The following is a 21,441-nucleotide window of genomic DNA, read 5'->3' on the forward strand; positions in this document are numbered from 1 at the left end:
CAGCAACCCGTGATCGCGAAACCGACCAGGGTGCGGACCGATTGAGCCGATGACCGTACTCTCACCCTCATGGGTGTCGTCTCGGCGCACGCGGTGCCGCTGAAACGGCGAGGGGCGCGATGACCGAAGGGCTAACCCCCTCTGACCGTTTTTGGCCGAAGTTGCCTGTCGGCAGGGAATTCGACCGCTGGCTGACCGTGGGGTTCACGCGCACGGTGCTGGTGGTGGTCCGCACGGTCACCGCGGGCACCCGGCTGCTCGATGTGCTCTCATTGTTGGAGGACGATCACCGGATCCAGGTGGTGTTCACCTGTGATGAGCAGAACTCGGCGGTGTTCGGTTCCGGGGTGCGCGATTTCCTGCACGAACTCGGCGTCGTGGTACTGCCCTGGGAACAGGCCATCCGCACCCGGTTCGATCTGGTCCTCGCGGCGAGCGAGAACGACCGGCTGCACCTGCTCGACGGGCCGGGAATCCTGTTCCCGCACGGGATCGGGTTCCAGAAGTACTATCCGGGAACCACGGTCGTGGCCGGTCTCCATCCGGAGCGGCTGCGCGGCTGCGATCATACGATCGCGCTGTCCCATCACGATCAGCTCGAGGAGCTGCGCCGGATCGGCCCGGATGTGGCGCGGCGCGCGGAGGTCGTCGGCGATCCCTGCCTCGACCGGCTGCTCGCGAACACTCACCGCTTCGAGGCGTTCCGGGAGGCCTTCGGCGGCGCGGACCGCCCGCTGCTGACCGTGGTGTCCACCTGGGGGCCGGATTCCCTGCTCGGCACCGATCCCGGACTGTTCACCGAGCTGCTCGCGCAGCTTCCGGTGGACGAGTTCGCGGTGTGCGCGGCCCTGCATCCGGGCATCACCTCGGCACACGGCCCCTGGCAGCTGCGGACTTGGCTGGCCACGGCGCGAGCAGCCGGGCTTCGCCTCGTCACCCCGGCCGCGGGATGGCAGGCCGCGCTCATCGCGGCCTCGTGCGTGCTGGCGGACGAGGGCTCCCTCGCGCTGTACGCGGCGGCACTCGACCGCCCGCTGCTGCTCGCCGGGCGCCCGGCCGCGAGCACCGTTCCCGGATCCCCGATGGCCGCACTCGCCGAACGGGCGCCCCGGCTGGAGCCGGACCGCCCGCTGCACACACAGCTGCGGCGCGCGATGGACGAGCACCGGCCGGGCCGGTATCGGAACGTGGTCGAGGCGGCCGTCGCCGGGAGCTCCGCCGCCGCCTTGCGCGGCCTGCTCTACCGGCGGCTGCGGCTCGCCGAACCCGGGCAGGAGGCGGAATTCGCTCCCCTTCCGACCCCGGCCCCCCCGCCCGCACCGGTTTCCGCCTTCGTCATCGGCGCGCGCCCGCACGGCGAAACCGTAGAGCTGATCCGGTTTCCCGCGACGGACACCGGGCACCGGCTCGAATACCGCCACCTCGCCGCGCACGCCACCCGGGCGAGCCTGCGCCAGCTGTCCGGGGCGGCGATCGTGTTCACCGAACTGCACGAGCCCGAACCGTTCAGCGAATGGGCCGAGGCGATGCTGCGCCGCTGGCCCGCCGCCCATGTCGCCGCAGCCCGGATCTCGGACACGGTCTGCCTGACCAGGGACCGCGCGGGTGAGGAACGGGAACTGAGTCTGCGGGCCGATCCGCTGCTCGCCGCGAGCCTGGTCTATCTGGGCAGCGCCACGACTACCAGGGTCATAGCCATCGGCGAGCGGACGGTGCGGGTAACGAGCAGAGTTCGGTGAAGTAGTCGTCGCGGCGCGGGTGCGCGCTCCGGTTGGCCTCGTCCAGCAGGCTGCCCCAGGCTTCGCGCGCCGCGTCGAGCGCGCCCTCGGCCACGAGCAGCCGCGCCTCCAGCTCCCGCAGTTCCCAGACGTACTGCTCGGCACCGAGCCGACGTAGCAACTGATCCGCCTCGCCGAGCCGGGTGCGTGCCGTGGCGGTGTCCCCGAGCGCCAGGTAGGCGCGGGCGGCGGCCATGTGCGCCCGCCCCAGATTGCGCCCTTCGGCGTACCTGGCGGCCTCGTTCGCCTGGTCGAGCGCCTCGTCCACTTGCCCCGCTTTGACCAGCATCACCGCGAGCATCCGCAGATGAATGCCAAGGGCGACAGGGTCGCCCAGTTGCCCGTCGATGGCGACGGCCGCGCGCATCCAGCGGATCGCCTCATCGAGGCCCCGGGTCCACCCCGCGTCGAACCGTTCTTCCCAATACCGGCTCCGGAATTCGGCGACCGAGGCGCTCAGCCGCGGCAGGTTGGCGGCCCCGGCGTAGCGGGATGCCTGTTCCAGATCGGCCTGTGCGGGCTCGAACACCCGGACGAGGTAGTACGCCTTGGCGCGCAGCGAATAGGCGCGCGCCAGTTGAGTGGCGCGCTGTCCGGGATCGGCGAGCGCGGCGCGCACCACGCATTCGGCGATCTCCGCGTATTGACGCCAGCGCCAACGCTGATTGACCAGGATCTCGACCGCGCCACCGAGCTGGCACACCTCCCGGTGATAGCCGCGTTCACGTCCTTCGCGGGCCAGGGCACCGATCAGTCCCAGGTGCTCGTCCAGCCAGTCGAACGGGTCCTCGGGCCGCGACCAGGTCCCGGCCCGGGCGTCCTCGTACACGCGCAGGCGATCCGCTTGGCAGTCGGCCGCGACGGCGTTGTCCCGCACATGACGCAGCAGCGCGGCGAAGGCCGCCTCGCCTGCCCCGTCCGGTGGTTTCGGCAGATACTCGCCGACCAGTCGCCGCACCCGATGCCCGTTCCCGTCCGGCGTGGTCAGCTGCGCCGCGAGTACCGCCTCGAAATCGGTTCCCGCGCCCAGATAAGCGGTCGCGGTCTCGCGGGTGAACCGGCCGCCGGGGAACTCCGCGAGCAGGGCGACCGCGCGGGCGATCCGTGCATCCAGGGCGTCGATCGTGCGCCGGACGGATTCCTGGATCACGCCTTCGGCATCGACGACTCCGCTCTTTCTGTACGCGGCGAGCAGTCTCCCCACGGGCTGCGGCTCGCCCGCCCGCTTTGCCAGGCTGAGCCCTGCTTCGCGCAGCGCCTCCGGCAATCCCTCGCACAACGCGACCAGTGCGCTGCTCGCCTCAGGTTCCTCGGCGGGCCGGACCGCGCCACAGTAGTCGCCGAGCAGTTCCTGCGCACCTGCCGGATCCAGGCGGCGCAATCGGATCGGGTTCGGGTCCAGTACCCGCAGATCCCTGCTCGGGCAGGACGTGGTGGTGATCAGCAGCAGGCTCGTCCGGAACGGGGTGAACATCTCGATCTCGCTCGCCGCGATGACGTTGTCCAGGATGATCACGCACTGCCGGGTGGCCAGCGCCGAGGCCAGCTGTTCGGCCAGCCGCGCATCGTCCACCGCGAGTGCTCCCGCGTCCACACCGAACCGGCGCAGCACGTACTGCATGACGCCCGCGAGATCCAGGACGTCGCCGGACCGGAACCGGGCGAGGTCGACCTCCACGCGGCCGTTCGGGAACCGGTCCGCGACGGCCGCGCCGAGCTGGCGGGCCAGTTCGGTCGCCCCGCAGCCGTGCGGTCCGGCGATCAGTTTCGGCCCGTCCAGCGGCGGATTCTCCAGGTACCGGCGATGAACACGGGATGCCGGGTTTGGTTGCGGGGCACCATGAGCAATCGAACCGGCGTTCAGCATGGCCACGGTTTGGACCAGTTCCGAACGAAAAGCACGATCGCGACGGGCGAGTTCGAGCACCGCGCGGACGTCCCGAAGAGTGGGAATCGCGTCCTTGCGGGAGCGCAACACTCGATACAACCGGAGCAGTTCGCTCCGCAGCCCGCGCGCCGGAATGGGCAAGACCCACTTCACTGCCTCGCTCGCAACAACCTCGACAACGTCGACCATGCACGAACCCCCTCGTCCCGTAGGCGACGGCGATCGTATCAGGGGTCAGGCGGGGATTTCGGTGCTCTCGCGGAAGGCCGGGCAGCGTTCGAGGCCCGATTCGCAGGGACAGCCACGCAGTTCGGCGAGGTAGCCGCGGGCCCGTTCGAGCTCGGCGATCCGCTGCTCGATCACCCGCATCCGCTCCCCGATGAGGGCGCTCCGGCCGGGTGCACCGGTGAGCAGCGTGGCGATCTCCTCGATGCCGAGCAGCCCGGTCTCGCGCCACTTCTTGATGAGCGCGATCCGGTAGAGCTGTTCGGTGTCGTAGTAACGCCCTGCCACGCGCCGGTGCGGCGTGATCAGTCCGCGGCGTTCCCAGTAGTGCAACGTCGAGGCCGGCAGACCGAAGTGCTCGGCCACCCGGCGGATTCCGGCGAGCTCCCGCATTCCGTCCATTGAACCCAGACGCCAAGAGATTTGCAAGGTTAGGCTAACCTAATCAATGCTCTCGGTCGGCGACCCGGTCGAGCTCGCGCTCGGTGGCATCCGGTTCGGCCGCGCACTTGCGGCGCCTGCGCCACAGCAGCACCGCGAGCAAGATCACCGCAAGGGCCGCAAACACGATCCAGCCCGCGTTGCCGATGAACCGCTCCACGGCGTGGATCGAGGCACCGGCCGCGGCCCCGGCGAACACGTACACCGCCGACCAGAGCAGACCCGCGAGCAGCGACGCGGGCAGGAACCGGCGATAGGGCATCCCGGCAACGCCCGCCGCGGCCGGGGTGAAGGTACGCACGATCGGCAGCAGCCTGGTCAGCACGATCGCCAGCGCCCCGCGCCGGCGCAGCGTGTCCACGGCGCGGTCCCAGTGCTCGACCCCGAGCTTGTGCACGATCCTGGTCTCGCGCATCCGCCGCCCGTAGCGGCGCCCGAGCAGGTAGCCGATGTGATCCCCCGCGCAGGCACCGATGGCCACGATCACGAACAGCGCGGCCAGCAGCACCGTGTCCCGCGCGCTCGCGCCGAGGATCAGGACCGCGGTCTCGCCGGGCAGCAACATGCCCACGCCGAGACCGGACTCGGCGAAGCTGGCCACGAACGCCACGGCGAGCAGTACCGGGACCGGAAGCCCACCGAGCGCGGCGAGCCCGTCACTGATCCACGACACCTCGGCACCCCACGAAAATCCACCCCAAGCGAATACGAACAGGTCAAGGATACCAAGCTCGCGGGCGGCTACCAGCCGGTGGCGGCGATCGCGCGCTCCGCGATCCAAGAGACGGTGCACCCATCGGTGGGTATCCGCACGGTCCCGGCGGGCACCGTCCGGTCGAGCTCTCTGACCGCCGCGGCGCCGCAGGCGTTCCCCGCGGGAGCATCGGCGCATCGAGCAGGCTGGCGGTGTTGCAGTACACCAGCTTCCGGTGGCCGGGCCCGGCGTAGTTGCGCCGGATCGCGGCGAAGGTCGCGTTCGGTGATCGGCGCGTGATCCGGGTCTCCGGGCGGTGCCGGATGCACCTTCGAGCAGGCAGTGCGCCACTGCCCGGTGCCGCAATCGCGCGGAGACCTCCACGGCCACCGAGGACTTGCCGACCCCGTCGCGCCCGCCGAGCAATGACACCGCACAGGAACCCGTGACGGTCACTGTGCCGCAATGGGCGCGCGGGACCACCCGGCTACCATGCACGCGTGGCAGCGGAATCCGAAGCAGTGGTGATCCATACCGACGGGGCGTGCAGCGGGAACCCCGGTCCCGGCGGCTGGGGCGCCCTGCTGCGGTACGGCGAGCACGAGAAAGAGCTCTACGGCGGGCAGGCCGAACCGACCACGAACAACCGGATGGAGCTCACCGCGCCCATCATGGCGCTGGAGAGCCTGACCCGGCGGTCCACCGTGCTCCTCTACACCGACAGCAGCTATGTCCGCAACGGGATCACCTCCTGGATCCACGGCTGGCGCCGCAACGGATGGCAGACCAGCGAACGCAAACCGGTGAAGAACGCCGACCTCTGGCAGCGCCTGGACGCGGCGGTCGGCGAGCACGACGTGGAATGGCACTGGGTCAAGGGACACGCGGGCGATCCCGGCAATGAACGCGCGGACCGGCTCGCCGTGAAGGGGATGGAAGAAGCCCGCGACGGGGTCATCCGCGCGTAGGGCTCAGGGATCGGTCGGCAGCCGACGTAGCGTCGCGCGCAGCCTGCTCGGATCGCGGGCGAGCGCGCGTCTGCCGACCACGGTCAGCACGAACCCGAGCGCGCGGTTGCGGGTCCGCCCCTCGATGATGTGCACGATCCGGGTCCCCGCACCGGCCGGTTCGAGCAGGAAGCTCAGTTCGGCGTGATCGAACGTCGGGTCGTCCAGCAGGACGAAGCTCAGCAACCGGCCGTCCTCGTAGTGCGGGATACGGAAGCGTTGCCGCTTACCCCGTGGTGAGAGGGTCTCCGCCTCCCAGCCGACCGCGGGTGCGCCGGTCGAGCTGGGAATGACCTCGGCGATGCTCGCGTCCCAGGACGACGCGGTCGACGGGTCGGCCAGAAATGCCCACACGGTGCCGGGGCTCTGCTCCACGGTGGTACGAGCCGCCAGCCGCATGTGTTCAGCCGGCCTGTTTGTCCGTGTCCCGCAAACGCTGCGAGATGACCTTGGTGATCCCGTCGCCCTGCATGCTGACCCCGTAGAGCGCGTCGGCGATCTCCATGGTCGGCTTCTGGTGGGTGATGATGATCAGCTGCGAGGCGCCACGCAGTTCCTCGAGCAGCCCGATGAGCCTGCGCATATTGGTGTCGTCCAGCGCGGCCTCCACCTCGTCGAGCACGTAGAACGGCGAGGGCCGGGCGCGGAAGATGGCCACCAGCATGGCGACCGCGACGAGTGATTTCTCCCCGCCGGAGAGCAGCGAGAGCCGCTTGATCTTCTTGCCGGGCGGCCGGGCTTCCACGTCCACTCCGGTGGTGAGCATGTCGTCGGGCTCGGTGAGGATCATCCGCCCTTCACCACCGGGGAACAGCGTGGCGAACACGGTCTCGAATTCGCGGGCGACATCCTCGTAGGCGGTCGTGAACACTTCGAGGATCTTCTCGTCGACCTCTTTGACCACGGTGAGCAGATCGCTCTGGGTCGCCTTGAGATCCTCGAGCTGAGTGGAGAGGAACTTGTACCGTTCCTCGAGGGCGGCGAATTCCTCGAGCGCGAGCGGGTTGACCTTGCCGAGGGTGGCGAGGTCTTTTTCCGCGCGCTTCGCCCTGCGCTGCTGGGTCTCCCGGTCGTAGGGTCCCGGCTGGGGCGCGACGACATCCTCGCCGCGTTCCTTGGCCGCCTCGTATTCGGCGACCTCGGTGGCGTTCGGCGGAACCGGGGCCGCGGGGCCGTATTCGTTGGCCAGATCCTCGAGCCCGATACCGAATTCCTCGGTGATCTTGGCTTCCAGCTGTTCGAGGCGCAGCCGCTGCTCGGCGCGCAGCACCTCGTCGCGGTGCACGGCATCGGTGAGCTTGTCGAGTTCGCTGGTGAGCTGGCGGACCTGGTTGCGGACCGCGTTCAGCTCCGCCTCGCGTTCGGCGCGCGCCTGCTTGGCGATATCGCGTTCCTCGGCGGCGCGGGCCAGGGACACCTCGATGCGCTCGATCGCGGTCTGGCCACCACTCACCACGAGGGACGCGATCCGCGCGCCCTCCGCGCGGGCGCGCGCGACCCGCTGGGCACGCTCCCGCGCCTCCCGCTCGGCCCGGGCGGCACGCAGCAGCTGGTCCGCTTTTCCTTGCACACCACGGTGTCGCTCTTCCGCGGTGCGCTGGTTCAGCCTGCTGTCCACTTCGGACTGACGGGCCGCGTTGAGCGCTTCCGCGATGCGATCGCGTTCCTCGGTGTCCGGCTCCGCCTCGAGTGGTTCGGCGTCCTGGGCCGCCTTGTAGCGTTCCTCGACCTCGGCGAGTTTCTCCAGTGCCGTGGCCCTGGATCCCTCGATGCGGTCCCGTTGTTCGGTCAGCCGCTGCACCTCGGCCGCCGCACGCGAGGCGGTCTGGCGCAGCCCGTTGCGTACCTCGGCGGCGCGCGCGGCGTGCACCCGCGCCTCCCCGAGCGCGTCCTCGGCGGCCTTGACCTCTTCGCGGCGGGAACGCTGTTCGGCCTGCGCTCCTTCGAGCGCGGCCGCGGTCTCCTGCTTGGCCGCCTCGTGTTCGGCGAGCCTGGCCTTGGCCTCGTCCACCGCGGCCTGCATCTCGATGGTGCTCTGTTTTCCTTCCACACCACCGATCGCCCACTGCGCGCCGAACACATCGCCATCAGCGGTGACCGCGGACAGCTCCGGGTGGTCCGCCACGATACCGCGCGCCTGGCCCAGATCGGCGACCACGACCACGTTCTCGAGCGCGTGCCGCACTGCTTTCGCGAGCGATTCGGGTGCGGTGACCAGATCGGCGGCGTACCGAGCTCCCTCGGGAAGCGCGATCCGTTGCACTTGCGCGGATCCGGCCCCACCGATCAGCAGTCCGGCCCGGCCCAGATCCTCGGAGCGGAGCAGTTCGAGCGCGCTGATCGCGTCCTGCCCGGAGGCGACGGCCACCGCCTCGGCGACCTTGCCCAGCGCCGCGGCGAGCGCGACCTCGGCGCCCGGTTCCACAGTGAGCAGCGTGGCCACCTTGCCGAGCAGCCCGGGAACCCGGTCGCCCGCACCGAGCAGCGCACCAGCGCCGTCCTTTGTGGACAGACCGATGGAGAGCGCGTCGACGCGTGCCTTCTCCGAGGCCATCTCCCGTTCGGTGACGCGTTCGGCCGCGGTGAGTTCCTCGACCCGCGCGGTCGCTGCCTCGAGCGCTTCCTTGGCCTGCTGGCGCCGTTCCCGCAGCCCGTCGTCGGACTCCTCGGTTTCGGTGCCGTCCTGGTCCGCCTCGGCGAGTTCCTCGGCCGCGGCCTCGGCCCGTTCCCGCGCCTCGGCGAGGTTCGCAGCCAGCCGCTCGCCCTCCTCCTCGGTCGCGGTCACCTTGCCGCGCAAGGTTTCCACTTCCCCGGACAGCCGGGCCATGTCCTCACGCCGGTCCGCGACCGCGCGTACCGCGGCCATGTGTGCCTTCTCCGCGGCCTGCGCCTCGCGTTCGAGTTCGGTGCGCCGCTCGGTGGCCTCGGCGAGTGCCTCCCGCGCCTCCGTCACCGCCTCGGCCAGTTCGGCCTCCTGTTCGGCGACCTGTTCGGCCTCGGCCTCCAGTTCCTCCGGATCCCGTTGCCCGGACGGGGAATCCAGCTCGGCGGACAGGTGCCGATGGCGTTCCTCGGCGAGCCGCACGGTGCCGCGCAACCGTTCCGCGAGCGCGGAGAGCCGGTACCAGGTGTCCTGTGCCGCGTTGAGTTTCGGTGCGTCCGCCTCGAGCGCGGTCTCCAGCTCGGCCTGTTGCGAGGAGGCGACCTCGAGCGACTGCTCCACCTCGCCGCGCCGCTGCCGGGCCTGCTGCTCGTCGGCCTGTTCCTTGCGCAGGTCTTCGCGCTGGGTCACCAGATCATCGGCGTACAGGCGCAGCTTGGCATCCCGTAGCTCGGACTGCACGGTCTGCGCCTTGCGGGCGATCTCGGCCTGTTTACCGAGCGGTTTGAGCTGACGGCGCAGTTCCGCGGTCAGATCGTTGAGCCGATTGAGGTTCGCCTCCATGGCCTCGAGCTTGCGCAGCGCCTTTTCCTTGCGCTTGCGGTGTTTGAGCACACCCGCGGCCTCTTCGATGAAGGCCCTGCGCCCCTCCGGCTTGGACTCGAGGATCTGGGAGAGCTGCCCCTGGCCGACGATCACGTGCATCTCGCGCCCGATACCCGAGTCGGAGAGCAGTTCCTGCACATCCATCAGCCGGCAGGAGTTGCCGTTGATCTCGTACTCGCTGGCCCCGTCGCGGAACATCCGCCTGGTCACCGAGACCTCGGTGTAGTCGATGGGCAGTGCGCCGTCGTTGTTGTTGATGGTGAGCGTGACCTCGGCGCGCCCGAGCGGGGCCTTGCCCGCGGTGCCCGCGAAGATGACGTCCTCCATCTTCCCGCCGCGCAGGTCCTTGGCGCCCTGGGTGCCCATCACCCAGCGCAGCGCGTCGAGGACGTTCGACTTGCCCGATCCGTTCGGGCCGACCACGCAGGTGATCCCCGGCTCGAAGCGCAGTGTCGTGGCCGAGGCGAAGGACTTGAAGCCCTTCAGCGTCAAGCTCTTGAGGTGCATATGTGCACGGCCTCCCCGGTTTCGACTCCTCGAGGAAGGGTACCCGCGCCAGCCGCGCGGACCGCGCACCGCACCGCGTGTCGCGCCGATGAACCCGGTCGAGACCGTGGTATATGAGCCTGCTGGGGCTGCTGTGACGGCTGTGCCCAGCGGTTCGAGAGACCATACCGTTCGACGCGCTATCGTTCGACGAAACCGGTGATCCCACCGTGCGGCTCGCTCCACCGGGCACTCACCCCGGCGACCCGGCCCGGCGAGGCGCCACCCTCCAGAAGGGCGAGCAGCCGTTCGCACTCGGGAACCGCACCCTCGGCGATCACCTCGACCCGCCCGTCCCGCAGGTTGGCCGCACTGCCCACGAGCCCGAGCTCGAGCGCCCGCGAGCGCACCCACCAGCGAAAACCGACCCCCTGTACTGTCCCGCGGACCCACGCGGTCAGGCGCGCGGGCCCATTCGGCTTGCCGGATTTTTCGCCCATATGGCAAATGATAAAGTTCCCCCGGCTCTATCAGCCCGTCAGGAGTGACAGCTCATGAGCAATCCCCATTCTCGCGCGGAACAGGCTCCACCGGCCGCGTCGGCCGGGTCCCGGCCATGGGCACTGCTTTCCATGTCCGGGGTCGCCGTGGCCACCCTGTGTGCCGCGGTGGCCGGTCTGGTCGGGAACAGTGACGAGCCGGGCAAGAACGTGGCCGCGGTCCAGCCGGGCACCCAGCAGGACGACGCGCACCAGCGGTTCCAGTCCCCGAACGGCCAGGCGACCCAGGGCATGACCGCCCCGGCCACCACGACCAAGCGCGCCCCGGACGGTTCGATGGTCGTCGTCGCGATGCACCCGAACCCGGACGGCACCGTCACCACGGTCACCACCCGCACCGCGCCGGACGGGTCCACGACCACCTCCACCAATCAGCCCGGTTCCCCGGACAACCCCGGCAGGCCCGGAGGCAACCGGCCTGCTCCGCCGCCGTGGACCCCGCCGACGAGTCAACCGACCCAGCCGACGAGCCGCCCGACGACGGATCCGCCGAGCAGCCCGACCTGGACGGCGAGCCCGATCCCGACGCACACCACGCCGCCCACCTCGGAAACGAGCTCGCCTCCGACGCACACCAGCACCTCGGACCCGGGCGGCAGCGCGAGCACGTTGCCCGAGAACTAGAGCTGGAAGCGGTAGCCCATTCCCGGCTCGGTGAGCAGGTGACGCGGGCGCGCCGGTTCCGGTTCGAGCTTGCGGCGTAGCTGCGCGAGATAGACGCGCAGGTAATGCGATTCGGTGGCGTATGCGGGTCCCCACACATCCTGCAGCAACTGTTTCTGCGCGACGAGCTTGCCGCGGTTGCGGGTCAAAACCTCGAGCACGCCCCATTCGGTGGGGGTCAAGTGCACCTCGGTGCCGTCCCGGTGCACGGTCTTGCGCACCAGGTCGACGGTGAAGCTCGCGGTCTCGATCACCGCCTGCTCCCCCTCCGCGGGCGCGGTCGCCGCCCTGCGCACCGCGGCACGCAGCCGGGCGAGCAGTTCGTCCATGCCGAAGGGTTTGGTCACGTAGTCATCGGCGCCCGCGTCGAGCGCGGCGACCTTGTCCCCGGAATCGGTGCGTGCGGAGAGCACCAGGATCGGGATACTGGTCCAGCCCCGGATGCCCTCGATCACCTCCGCGCCGTCCAGATCGGGCAGGCCGAGATCGAGCACCACCACATCGGGTTTGCCGTCCGCGGCCGCGCGCAGGGCCGTGGCCCCGTCCGCCGCGGTGAGCACCGTGTATCCGCGTGCCGTGAGGTTGATCCGCAGCGCGCGCAGGATCTGCGGCTCGTCGTCCACCACCAGCACCGTGGTTGTCATGACCTGGGCTCCCTCTCCCGCGAGACCTGTTCGGCCGCGCTCTGCTCGTTCGATACCGCAGCGACCGGCAGCGCGATCACGACCGTGAGCCCACCGCCCGGGGTGTCCTCGGCCCGGATGCTGCCACCCATCGCCTCGGTGAAGCCGCGCGCCACGGCGAGACCGAGGCCGACCCCGCTGCTGGAGTCCCGGTCGCCGAGCCGCTGAAACGGCGCGAACAGTTCTTCACTGGCGTGCTTGGGGATCCCCGGACCGTGGTCGATGATGCGCAGCTGCTCCTCCCCCGCGTGCTCGCTGGCCCGCACCTCGACGACGGGGTCCCCTTCGTGCGCCGTACCACGGCCGTGCCGCAGCGCGTTGTCGATGACATTGGCGGCCACCCGCTCGAGCAGCCCGGGATCGGCCTGCACCGGCGGAAGCGATTCGGCGACGTGTGTGGACACGAGGTGCCGCTCGTCGATCCCGGCCATGGCCCTGGCCACGATCTCGTCGAAGCCGATCGCCCTGGACTGGACGGTCACCGCCCCGGTCGCGATCCGCGAGGAGTCGAGCAGGTTCCCCACCAGCGCGGTCAGCCGGTCCGTGGACTCCTCGATCGCGGCGAGCAGTTCCCCGGTGTCCGCCTCCGACAGCGCGAGTTCGGGATCCCGCAGGCTGCCGATGCAGGCCTTGATCGAGGTCAGCGGGGTACGCAGATCGTGCCCGACCGCGGAGAGCAGTGCGGTGCGCAGTGCGGTGGCCTCCGCGTTACGCCTCGACTCGGCGGCCTCCGCGGCCATCCGCTGCTGGCGCAGGGCCAGCAGCGCCTGCCCGGCCGCGGTCTCCAGGGTGCCCCGGTCGCGGGCCTGCAAAGCCTTGCCGCGCAACGAAAGGCTGACTTCGTCGGTGACCTTGACCTCGACATCCCCGGTGTCCGGCGCGCTGCACGGGTTGTCCCCGGTGGAGGCGACACAGGTCCAGCCGCCGCCACCGCGTTCGAGCAGCGCGGCCGAATCCTGGCCGAAGTTCTCCACGATCTTGGCCAGCAGCCGTGGCAGCGGATCGGGGCGCATCATCACCCGCGCATAAGAGGCGAGCAGCGCGGCCTCGGTGCGGGCCCTGGCCGCCTGGGTCGCCCGCCGCGCCGCCCGGTCCACGACGAGGGCTACGAGCAGGGCGACCACGAGCATGGTGATCAGGGTGATCAGGTTCTCCGGGGTGGAGATGGTCAGGGTGCTCACCGGGGGCACGAAGAACCAGTTCAGCAGCAGCCCGCCGAGTACCGCGGAGAGCAGCGCCGGGCCTAACCCACCCACCAGCGCCACGACCACCGTGGCCAGTACGAACCCGGCGACATTGGTGGACATGTCGAGCGTGCTGGCCAGTGCGATCCCGCCGCCGGTCACCGCGCAGGGAGCGAGCAGGCCGAGCACCCAGCCGAGGATCCGCCTCGTGCGGGACAGTGGGCTGCGGGTGAACGGATTACGCAGCCCGCGTGCCGCCTCGGCATGGGTGACCATGTGCACGTCGATCGTGCCGGACTCGCGGACCACGGTGGCGCCGATCCCCTCGTCCAGCAGCCGCGCCAGCCGGGAGCGCCGGGATGTGCCCACGACCAGCTGGGTGGCATTGACCCCGCGGGCGAATTCGAGCAGTGCGCTCGGCACATCGTCCCCGACCAGGGTGTGCCAGCTCGCGCCCAGTTCGTCGGCGAGCTTGCGGGCCTTGGCCACCGCGCGCGGATCCGCTCCGGCGAGCCCGTCCCCGCGCAGAATGTGCAGCGCGAGCAGTTCCCCGCCCGCGCGGTTCGCGATCCGGCGCGCGCGCCGCAGCAGCGTCTCCGATTCGGGGCCGGTGGTCACCGCGACCACGACGCGCTCGCGGGTCTCCCAGGTCTCGGTGATGCTCTGCTGTTCGCGGTACCGCTGCAGCGCCACGTCGACCTGGTCGGCGACCCACAGCAGGGCCAGCTCGCGCAGCGCGATCAGGTTTCCCGGCCGGAAGTAGTTGCCCAGCGCCGCGTCGATGCGCTCGGCCGAGTAGACGTTGCCGTGCGCGAGCCGCCGCCGCAGCGCCTCCGGGGTGATGTCCACCAGCTCGACCTGTTCGGCGGCACGCACCACCTCGTCCGGGACCGTCTCCTGCTGGCGAGCCCCGGTGATCGTGGTGACCACGTCGTTGAGGCTCTCCAGGTGCTGCACGTTCACCGTGGACAGCACGTCGATCCCGGCCTCGAGCAGTTCCTCGATGTCCTGCCAGCGTTTGGGATTGCGCGAACCCTCCACATTGGTGTGCGCGAGCTCGTCCACGACGACCACCTCGGGCGCGCGGGCGAGCACCGCCTCCACGTCGAGCTCGCCGAACTCCCGTTCGCGGTGGCGCATTTGCTTGCGGGGCAGCACTTCGAGCCCGTCGAGCAGCGCGGCGGTCTTCTTCCGCCCGTGCGTCTCGACGAGCCCGACCAGCACATCGGTGCCGCGCTCATGGCGCCGGTGAGCCTCGCCGAGCATGGCGAAGGTCTTCCCGACCCCCGGCGCGGCACCGAGGTAGATGCGCAGCTCACCCCGCCGCTTCGAATCCGTCACGATACTCAGTGTGCAGCAATTTCGCGCGGGACACCCGCACCCGGTCGACAGCCATGACCGGCAAGGCGTCGATCATCGGCCATGGCTGCCTCCGAGCTTCTTGATCGCGAGGTTGAGCTGCAGCACGTTCACCGTCGGTGCGCCCAGCATTCCCAGCTGGCGGCCCGCGGTGTGCTCGGCGATCAGCCTCCGCACCGCGTCCGGGTCGAGGTGGTTGACCCGGGCGACCCGGGGCGCCTGCAGTTCGGCATAGGCCGGGCCGATGTCCGGATCGAGCCCGGAACCCGAAGCGGTGACCGCGTCGGCGGGGACCCGGTCCGGGGTGACACCCTCGCGCCCGGCGATGGCCTCCTTGCGTTCGAGCAGCAGTCCGCGCAGCTCGGTGCTGTCCCCGGACAGGTTGGAGCCCCCGGATGTGCTCGGATCCGCCGGGCCGAGCGCGCCCTTGGCGCTGGCCGAAGCACGGTTGTGGAAGTACGGGTCCGCGGCGGGGTTCTTCGCCACCGGGTCGATCCCGATCAGCCGGGACCCGACGACCTGGCCGTCCAGTTTCACCTGGGATCCCTCGGCGTTCGACTGTAGGCCGGGAATCCGGGAAACCCCGTACACCGCAAGCGGATAACAGATCCCGAGGATCACGGTGAGCACGATCAGCAGCCGCAGCCCCGCCCCGGTCTGCCGCAGTACAGAGGTGAACCAGCGCATTGGCTCATGCTCCAATCAGTCGGCCGATGACCAGGTCGATCAGCCAGATGCATACGAAGGGGGTGATGACCCCGCCGAGCCCGTACACGAGCAGGTTGCGGCGCAGGAGTTTCGTCGCGGAGACCGCGCGGTAGCTCACCCCGCGCAGCGCGAGCGGGATCAGCCCGATGATGATCAGCGCGTTGAACACCACCGCGGACAGGATCGCCGAGGTCGGCGAGGCCAGGTGCATGATGTTCAGCTTGCCGAGCTGCGGATAGATCCCGGCGAACATGGCGGGCAGGATCGCGAAATACTTGGCGAGGTCGTTGGCCACGCTGAACGTGGTCAGCGCGCCACGGGTGATCAGCAACTGCTTGCCGATCCGCACGATCTCGATCAGCTTCGTGGGATCCGAATCGAGGTCGACCATGTTGCCGGCCTCTTTCGCCGCGGCGGTCCCGGTGTTCATCGCGACCCCGACATCGGCCTTCGCGAGCGCGGGGGCATCGTTCGTGCCGTCCCCGGTCATCGCGACCAGCCGCCCGCCCTCTTGTTCCTGACTGATCAGCGCGAGCTTGTCCTCCGGGGTGGCCTCGGCGAGGAAGTCGTCCACCCCGGCCTCCTCGGCGATCGCCTTGGCGGTCAACGGGTTGTCCCCGGTGATCATCACGGTGCGGATACCCATGGCGCGCAGTTCCGCGAACCGTTCGCGCATCCCCGGTTTGACCACATCGGAGAGCCGGATCACCCCGCGCACCACCGCGCGGCCGTGCACGAGTTCCGCGCACAGCAAGGGAGTTCCGCCCTGGGCGCTGATCGTGTCCACGCATGCTTGTGTCATGTCCGGCACGGTGCCGCCGTGTTCGGTGACCCAGGCACACACCGCGGCGGTGGCCCCCTTGCGGACCTGGCGGGCGCCGAGGTCGATGCCGCTCATCCTGGTGCGCGCGGTGAACGGCACGAACTCACCGTCCTGTTCGGCCTCCCCCGCTTCGGCGGCGAGACCGTAGCGCTGCACGCACAGGTCCACGATGCTGCGCCCCTCGGGCGTTTCGTCGGCGAGACTGGAAAGCCGCGCGGCCTCGGCGAGCGCCTGTTCGTCCCCGAAAGCGATGAGCTCGGTCGCCTGCCGGTTGCCGAAGGTGATCGTCCCGGTCTTGTCCAGCAGCAGCGTGTCCACATCGCCCGCAGCCTCGACCGCGCGCCCGGACATGGCGAGCACATTGCGCCGCACCAGCCGGTCCATGCCCGCGATCCCGATCGCAGACAGCAGCGCGCCGATCGTGGTCGGGATGAGGCAGACCAGCAGCGCGGTCAGGGTGACCACCGACTGCTGGGATCCCGAGTAGGCCGCCATCGGTTGCAGCGCGAGCACCGCGAGCAGGAAGATGATCGTCAGTACCGAGAGCAGGATGGTCAGCGCCACCTCGTTCGGTGTCTTCTGCCGCGAAGCACCTTCCACGAGCCCGATCATCTTGTCCACAAAGGACTCGCCCGGCTTCGTCGTGATGCGCACGACGATCCGGTCGGAGAGCACCGTGGTCCCACCGGTCACCGAAGAACGGTCACCGCCGGATTCCCGGATGACGGGCGCGGATTCACCGGTGATCGCGGACTCGTCCACGGTCGCGATGCCCTCGATGACATCCCCGTCGCCCGGGATCGCCTGCCCGGCCTCGACGACCACGTGATCCCCGATGTCCAGATCCGTTCCGGAAATCTCGGTGACCGAACCGTCCTCGGCGAGTTTGTGCGCGACGGTATCTTTTTTGGTGCGGCGCAAGGATTCCGCCTGCGCCTTACCGCGGCCCTCGGCCACCGCCTCGGCCACGTTCGCGAAGAACACGGTGAACCACAGCCACAATGCCACCGCGATGGAGAAACCGGGCTGACCGCTCCCGGTGATCAGCTGCCCGATGGCGAACACGGTGACCAGCACCGAGCCGATCCACACCACGAACAGCACCGGATTGCGCAGCTGGTGGCGTGGGCCGAGTCTGCCCACGGCGTCCGGGACCGCCTTGGCGATCTGCGCGGGACCGAAAGCGCGCGCGACCGGTTTTTCGTTGGCCTGCACGGGTTCCACTTCGGGCTCCGGGGTTTTGGTGATGGTCATGAGAGCGGACCTTTCGTGAGCATCGCAGCGAGCCCCGGCGAGCGAGGAGCGCAGCGAAAGTCCGATCGGGACAACACAGCGGTGATAGTCATGCGAGTGCCTCCGCGATGGGTCCGAGCGCGAGCGCGGGAACGAAGGTGAGTGCGGCGACGAGGACGACGGTCCCGCCGACGAGCGAGGCGAACATCGGCCCCTGAGTGGGCAGGGTGCCCGCCGAGGGCGGAGTCTTGCGCTGTGCGGCGAGTGCCCCGGCCAGCCGCAGCACGGCGAGTATCGGAACGAACCGGCCGAACAGCATGGCCACGCCGAGCGTCGCCTCGAACCAGTCATTGGTGACGGTCAGCCCGGCGAAGGCGCTGCCGTTGTTGTTCGAGGCCGATCCGTACGCATAGAGGACCTCGGAGAGCCCGTGCGCCCCGGAATTGGTCATCGTCGCCCTGATGCCGGGCAGCAACAGCGCGATCCCGGAACCGAGCAGCACCAGCGCGGGCATCGCCAGGATCGCGATCGCCGAGCAGGTGACCTCCCTGCGCCCCAGTTTCTTGCCCAGATACTCCGGGGTGCGCCCCACCATGAGCCCGGCGAGGAACACCGCGATGATCGCGATGACCAGGATCGAGTACAGCCCGGTTCCCACCCCGCCCGGAGTGAGTTCGGCGAACAGCATGTTCAGCAGGGCACCACCGCCGCCGAGACCGGTCAGCGAGTCGTGCGCGGCGTTCACCGCCCCGGTGGAGGTTCCGGTGGTGGAACCGGCGAACAACGCGGAGCCCGCGATCCCGAACCGGGACTCTTTTCCTTCCATGGCCCCGCCCGCCAGCAGTGCGGCCGGTCCGTTCGGGTGCGACTCGGCCCACCAGATGACCGCGAGCATCAGCCCCCACAGGGCGCCCATGACCGAGAGCAGGGTGTAGCCCTGTTTGCGGCTGCCGACGAGCACCCCGAAGGTTCGGGTCAGGCTGACCGGGATCACCAGGATCAGGAAGATCTCGATCAGGTTGGTCCAGCCCTGCGGGTTCTCGAAGGGATGCGCGGAGTTTCCGTTGAAGATCCCGCCGCCGTTGGTGCCGAGCTCTTTGATGACCTCCTGGCTCGCGGCAGGGGCCAGCGCGGTGGTGTGCTGCATCCCGTCGATACCGGTGGAGGTGAACCCGGAGCTCAGGCTCATCACCACGCCACCGGCCACGAGCAGGATGGCGAACACGAACGAGATCGGCAGCAGCACCCGGACACAGATCCGGGTCAGGTCCACCCAGACGTTGCCGATCCGGCCGGTGTTCGCCCGCACGAACCCGCGCACCAGCGCGATGGCCACGCAGATCCCCATGCCCGCGGACACGAAGTTCTGCACGGTCAGCCCGACCATCTGCACCACATGGCCCATGGCTTCTTCGGGCGTGTAGGACTGCCAGTTGGTGTTCGTCACGAAGCTGACCGCCGTGTTGAACGCGGTCGCCGGATCCACCGCTCCCCTGCCGAAGTTCAGCGGCAGGATCGCCTGCAGCCGCTGCAACAGGTACAGCAGCACGATCGAGACGAAGGAGAACCCGAGCACCCCGGCGGCATAAGTGGTCCAGCGCTGACCGGAATCGGGATCGACCCGGATGACCCGGTAGATGCCGCTCTCGAGTTTCCAGTGGCGCTCACTGGTGAACACGCGTGCCAGGTAGTCGCCGAGCGGTTTGTACGCGGCGGCAAGGCACAGCAAAAGGACGCCGATCTGCGACAGACCGGCCCAGAGGTCCGACATTTTCTAGAATTTCTCCGGTCGAAGAAGCGCGAAAGCCAGGTAACCGATCAAGGCGAGCCCCAGAATCCCGCCGATAATGTTCGCTACGGCACCGACTCCACTCATAGCTCTCGCTCCCTGGGGGAGCTCGGTGCTTCGTTGTGACGCTGTATCGATGATTCGCTCGCAAGCTCGCTCATAGCTTCTCCAGCCCGCGAAGACTCAGTGTCAGGACGGCGAACGCAGCGATCAGCAGCACCACGTACGCGAGGTCGGCCATGCCTTCTCACCTTTCCCCTTGGCATCCCCTGGATCCGGGACGACGCCAGGCAAGCGTGCGCTATCCGTAGCCCTCGGACAGCGGGCATGACGGGCTCTTGACGCGATGCCGCATCCCATTGACGCGATCTTGATGGCGGTTTCGCCGGGCCCGAAAGCAGCCACACAGGGCGACGAAACTGGTGGCCTGTTTCACACGTTCGGGTGTAGCGATCAGGTGACCAGCGGTGACCACATTCCGTGTGCGGAGGAAGACGACAAACAGCACTTATCACTCTTGTCACATGGTCGTATCATGGCTGTTACATAGTTAGCTAATGCAATTAACGGTCAAGGAGGACTCTATGTGCGGAATCGCGGGCTGGGTGGCGTTCGATCGCGACCTACGTGCGGAACAGGCGACCGTAGACGCGATGACCGAGACCATGGCCTGCCGCGGACCCGACGACCGGGGAACCTGGATCGACAAGCACGGCGCACTCGGCCACCGCAGGCTGGCCATCATCGATCTGCCCGGTGGCCGCCAGCCGATGAGCGTGGACACCCCGAACGGCAGCGTCGCCATGGTCTATTCCGGCGAGACCTACAACTTCACCGAACTGCGCAACGAGCTCGTCTCCCGCGGGCACAAGCTGCGCACCGATTCGGACACCGAGGTCGTGCTGCACGCCTACCTGGAGTGGGGCCCGGCGATGGCGGAGCGGCTCAACGGCATGTACGCCTTCGCCATCTGGGACGGCCGCGAGGACAAGCTGGTCATGATCCGCGACCGGATGGGCATCAAACCGTTCTACTACTACCCCACCGCCGACGGAGTGCTGTTCGGTTCCGAGCCTAAGGCCATCCTCGCCAACCCGCTCGCCGAGCACACCGTCACCCTCGACGGCATCCGCGAGATGTTCGCCTTCATCAAGACCCCGGGCCACGCGATCTGGGAGGGCATGCGCGAAGTCGAGCCGGGCACCGTGGTCACCGTCGCCAAGGGCGGAATCCGCGAGCACGTGTACTGGAGCCTGCAGACCCGCGAGCACCCCGACGACCAGGCCACCTCGGTCGACCACGTGCGCGAGCTGCTACACGACATCGTGCGCCGCCAGCTGATCTCCGATGTGCCGCGCTGCACCCTGCTCTCCGGCGGGCTCGACTCCTCGGCGATGACCGCGATCGCGGCCAACCAACTCGCCGAAGAGGGCAAGTCGGTGCGCAGCTTCGCGGTCGATTTCGTCGGCCAGACCGAGAACTTCATCGCCGACGAGCTCCGGGCCACCCCGGACACCCCGTACGTGCACGACGTGGCCGCGAAGTCCAAGACCGAGCACCAGGACATCGTGCTCGACTCGGACCAGCTCGCGGATCCCGATGCCCGGTCGAAGGTGATCCAGGCCCGCGACATCCCCACCGGCCTCGGCGATATGGACACCTCGCTGTACCTGCTGTTCAAGGCGATCCGGCAACATTCGACCGTCGCGCTCTCCGGTGAGTCGGCCGATGAGGTGTTCGGCGGCTACAAGCAGTTCTTCGACCCCGAAGTGCGCAAGGGCACCACCTTCCCATGGCTCTCCCAGCTCAAACACCTCGGCGACGACGCCCCGCTGCTGCGCCGCTCGCTGCTCGACGTGCTCGACCTGCCCGGCTACATCCGGGACAGCTACGCCACCGCGGTCGGCGAGGTCACCCGCCTGGATGGGGAGAGCGAGCTCGAATGGCAGATGCGCAAGATCAGCTACCTGCACCTGACCCGGTTCGTGCGCATCCTGCTCGACCGCAAGGACCGCGCCTCCATGGCGGTCGGGCTCGAAGTACGGGTGCCGTTCTGCGACCACCGCCTCGTCGAGTACGTGTACAACGCCCCGTGGGCACTCAAGACCTACGACGGCAGGGAGAAGTCCCTGCTGCGCGGCGCCGCTGCGGACGTGCTCCCGCAGTCGGTCGCGGACCGGGTGAAATCGCCCTACCCCTCGACCCAGGACCCGAAGTACGCGATCAAGCTCAAGGAGCACTGCGGGGACCTGCTCGCCAAGCCCTCGCACCAGGTGTTCGACCTCATCGACCCGGACACCCTGCGCAAGGCCGTGGAGAACACGGAACCGCAGACCGATCAGGCATCGCGGAAGGTTCTCGAGCGCGCACTCGATCTCTCCCTCTGGATGGACATGTACTCTCCGACCATCAAGACGACCTGAGAACAGAGAT

At 69.1% G+C, this 21,441-nt stretch carries 17 protein-coding genes; 4 read left to right on the forward strand and 13 right to left on the reverse strand.

Features of this window, described 5'->3' with window-relative positions; translation table 11 throughout:
- The first annotated feature begins 119 nt into the window (after window positions 1–119).
- Window positions 120–1,739, forward strand: a complete 1,620-nt coding sequence (locus A37U_RS0140715) for a hypothetical protein (protein WP_063712908.1) — start codon at window positions 120–122, stop codon at window positions 1,737–1,739.
- Here the strand turns inward: A37U_RS0140715 and A37U_RS0140720 are convergent.
- The 4 genes from A37U_RS0140720 to A37U_RS47810 all read right to left on the reverse strand — a co-directional run bounded on the left by A37U_RS0140720 (window position 1,690) and on the right by A37U_RS47810 (window position 5,355).
- The gene (locus tag A37U_RS0140720; protein ID WP_026198155.1) at window positions 1,690–3,855 is read right to left on the reverse strand and encodes a tetratricopeptide repeat protein; all 2,166 of its coding nucleotides are present in this window, start codon (window positions 3,853–3,855) and stop codon (window positions 1,690–1,692) included. The two genes, A37U_RS0140715 and A37U_RS0140720, sit on opposite strands and share 50 nt — an antisense overlap.
- A 45-nt stretch (window positions 3,856–3,900) precedes the next feature.
- Complete coding sequence (locus A37U_RS0140725) at window positions 3,901–4,284, reverse strand: MerR family transcriptional regulator (RefSeq protein WP_020502414.1); 384 nt, start codon at window positions 4,282–4,284, stop codon at window positions 3,901–3,903.
- Between the two features lie 52 nt (window positions 4,285–4,336).
- A complete protein-coding gene (locus A37U_RS0140730) occupies window positions 4,337–5,005 on the reverse strand; it encodes a DedA family protein (RefSeq protein WP_020502415.1) in 669 nt (222 codons plus the stop codon).
- Between the two features lie 68 nt (window positions 5,006–5,073).
- Window positions 5,074–5,355, reverse strand: a complete 282-nt coding sequence (locus A37U_RS47810; protein WP_020502416.1) for a hypothetical protein — start codon at window positions 5,353–5,355, stop codon at window positions 5,074–5,076.
- Between the two features lie 171 nt (window positions 5,356–5,526).
- Here A37U_RS47810 and rnhA point away from each other — a divergent pair, with 171 nt between their 5' ends.
- Complete coding sequence (gene rnhA / locus A37U_RS0140740) at window positions 5,527–5,994, forward strand: ribonuclease HI (protein ID WP_205623134.1); 468 nt, start codon at window positions 5,527–5,529, stop codon at window positions 5,992–5,994.
- A 3-nt stretch (window positions 5,995–5,997) separates the two neighbouring features.
- On the opposite strand, the gene A37U_RS0140745 is transcribed toward rnhA, so the two are convergent.
- The 3 genes from A37U_RS0140745 to A37U_RS0140755 all read right to left on the reverse strand — a co-directional run bounded on the left by A37U_RS0140745 (window position 5,998) and on the right by A37U_RS0140755 (window position 10,506).
- On the reverse strand, window positions 5,998–6,432 hold the full coding sequence (locus tag A37U_RS0140745; protein WP_020502418.1) for an SRPBCC family protein: 435 nt from the start codon (window positions 6,430–6,432) through the stop codon (window positions 5,998–6,000).
- A gap of 4 nt (window positions 6,433–6,436) precedes the next feature.
- On the reverse strand, window positions 6,437–10,027 hold the full coding sequence (gene smc, locus A37U_RS0140750; protein WP_020502419.1) for a chromosome segregation protein SMC: 3,591 nt from the start codon (window positions 10,025–10,027) through the stop codon (window positions 6,437–6,439).
- 179 nt (window positions 10,028–10,206) lie between these two features.
- Window positions 10,207–10,506, reverse strand: coding sequence for an acylphosphatase (locus A37U_RS0140755; RefSeq protein WP_020502420.1), 300 nt, complete (start codon window positions 10,504–10,506; stop codon window positions 10,207–10,209).
- Window positions 10,507–10,560: 54 nt separating this feature from the next.
- Between A37U_RS0140755 and A37U_RS52475 the strand changes: the two genes are divergently transcribed.
- Window positions 10,561–11,190 (forward strand): hypothetical protein, encoded by a 630-nt coding sequence (locus A37U_RS52475; RefSeq protein ID WP_157183362.1) that lies wholly within the window; start codon window positions 10,561–10,563, stop codon window positions 11,188–11,190.
- Here the strand turns inward: A37U_RS52475 and A37U_RS0140770 are convergent.
- From A37U_RS0140770 to kdpF, 6 genes are all read right to left on the reverse strand, one after another.
- Window positions 11,187–11,873, reverse strand: coding sequence for a response regulator (locus A37U_RS0140770; RefSeq protein ID WP_020502423.1), 687 nt, complete (start codon window positions 11,871–11,873; stop codon window positions 11,187–11,189). The two genes, A37U_RS52475 and A37U_RS0140770, sit on opposite strands and share 4 nt — an antisense overlap.
- Entirely contained in the window at window positions 11,870–14,437 is a 2,568-nt protein-coding gene (locus A37U_RS47815) for a DUF4118 domain-containing protein (RefSeq protein WP_020502424.1), read from the reverse strand. Before A37U_RS47815 ends, A37U_RS0140770 begins: the two co-directional genes overlap by 4 nt.
- 72 nt (window positions 14,438–14,509) lie before the next feature.
- Window positions 14,510–15,142 (reverse strand): potassium-transporting ATPase subunit C, encoded by a 633-nt coding sequence (locus tag A37U_RS0140785; protein ID WP_020502426.1) that lies wholly within the window; start codon window positions 15,140–15,142, stop codon window positions 14,510–14,512.
- 4 nt (window positions 15,143–15,146) lie between these two features.
- Window positions 15,147–17,240 carry a potassium-transporting ATPase subunit KdpB gene (gene kdpB, locus A37U_RS0140790; protein WP_020502427.1) on the reverse strand — a complete coding sequence of 698 codons (2,094 nt, stop codon included), beginning with the start codon at window positions 17,238–17,240 and terminating at the stop codon, window positions 15,147–15,149.
- An 88-nt stretch (window positions 17,241–17,328) separates the two neighbouring features.
- Entirely contained in the window at window positions 17,329–18,990 is a 1,662-nt protein-coding gene (gene kdpA, locus A37U_RS0140795; RefSeq protein ID WP_020502428.1) for a potassium-transporting ATPase subunit KdpA, read from the reverse strand.
- 3 nt (window positions 18,991–18,993) lie between these two features.
- Window positions 18,994–19,095: a K(+)-transporting ATPase subunit F gene (gene kdpF, locus A37U_RS50845; protein ID WP_083934276.1), complete on the reverse strand. Its 102-nt coding sequence runs from the start codon at window positions 19,093–19,095 to the stop codon at window positions 18,994–18,996.
- A 497-nt stretch (window positions 19,096–19,592) separates the two neighbouring features.
- On the opposite strand from kdpF, the gene asnB reads away from it, so the two are divergent.
- Entirely contained in the window at window positions 19,593–21,431 is a 1,839-nt protein-coding gene (gene asnB, locus A37U_RS0140805) for an asparagine synthase (glutamine-hydrolyzing) (RefSeq protein ID WP_020502429.1), read from the forward strand.
- Window positions 21,432–21,441 lie beyond the last annotated feature (10 nt).

The organism is Sciscionella marina DSM 45152 (assembly GCF_000379465.1).
Taxonomy (GTDB): Bacteria; Actinomycetota; Actinomycetes; order Mycobacteriales; family Pseudonocardiaceae; genus Sciscionella; species Sciscionella marina.

What these genes read in the sequence shown, in the direction of transcription:
- A37U_RS0140715 (WP_063712908.1), top strand. Translation starts at nt 120, where the DNA reads ATGACCGAAGGGCTAACCCCCTCTGACCGTTTTTGGCCGAAGTTGCCT.
- A37U_RS0140720 (WP_026198155.1), bottom strand. Translation starts at nt 3,855, where the DNA reads ATGGTCGACGTTGTCGAGGTTGTTGCGAGCGAGGCAGTGAAGTGGGTC.
- A37U_RS0140725 (WP_020502414.1), bottom strand. Translation starts at nt 4,284, where the DNA reads ATGCGGGAGCTCGCCGGAATCCGCCGGGTGGCCGAGCACTTCGGTCTG.
- A37U_RS0140745 (WP_020502418.1), bottom strand. Translation starts at nt 6,432, where the DNA reads ATGCGGCTGGCGGCTCGTACCACCGTGGAGCAGAGCCCCGGCACCGTG.
- smc (WP_020502419.1), bottom strand. Translation starts at nt 10,027, where the DNA reads ATGCACCTCAAGAGCTTGACGCTGAAGGGCTTCAAGTCCTTCGCCTCG.
- A37U_RS0140755 (WP_020502420.1), bottom strand. Translation starts at nt 10,506, where the DNA reads ATGGGCGAAAAATCCGGCAAGCCGAATGGGCCCGCGCGCCTGACCGCG.
- A37U_RS52475 (WP_157183362.1), top strand. Translation starts at nt 10,561, where the DNA reads ATGAGCAATCCCCATTCTCGCGCGGAACAGGCTCCACCGGCCGCGTCG.
- A37U_RS0140770 (WP_020502423.1), bottom strand. Translation starts at nt 11,873, where the DNA reads ATGACAACCACGGTGCTGGTGGTGGACGACGAGCCGCAGATCCTGCGC.
- A37U_RS0140785 (WP_020502426.1), bottom strand. Translation starts at nt 15,142, where the DNA reads ATGCGCTGGTTCACCTCTGTACTGCGGCAGACCGGGGCGGGGCTGCGG.
- kdpB (WP_020502427.1), bottom strand. Translation starts at nt 17,240, where the DNA reads ATGACCATCACCAAAACCCCGGAGCCCGAAGTGGAACCCGTGCAGGCC.
- kdpA (WP_020502428.1), bottom strand. Translation starts at nt 18,990, where the DNA reads ATGTCGGACCTCTGGGCCGGTCTGTCGCAGATCGGCGTCCTTTTGCTG.
- kdpF (WP_083934276.1), bottom strand. Translation starts at nt 19,095, where the DNA reads ATGAGTGGAGTCGGTGCCGTAGCGAACATTATCGGCGGGATTCTGGGG.
- asnB (WP_020502429.1), top strand. Translation starts at nt 19,593, where the DNA reads ATGTGCGGAATCGCGGGCTGGGTGGCGTTCGATCGCGACCTACGTGCG.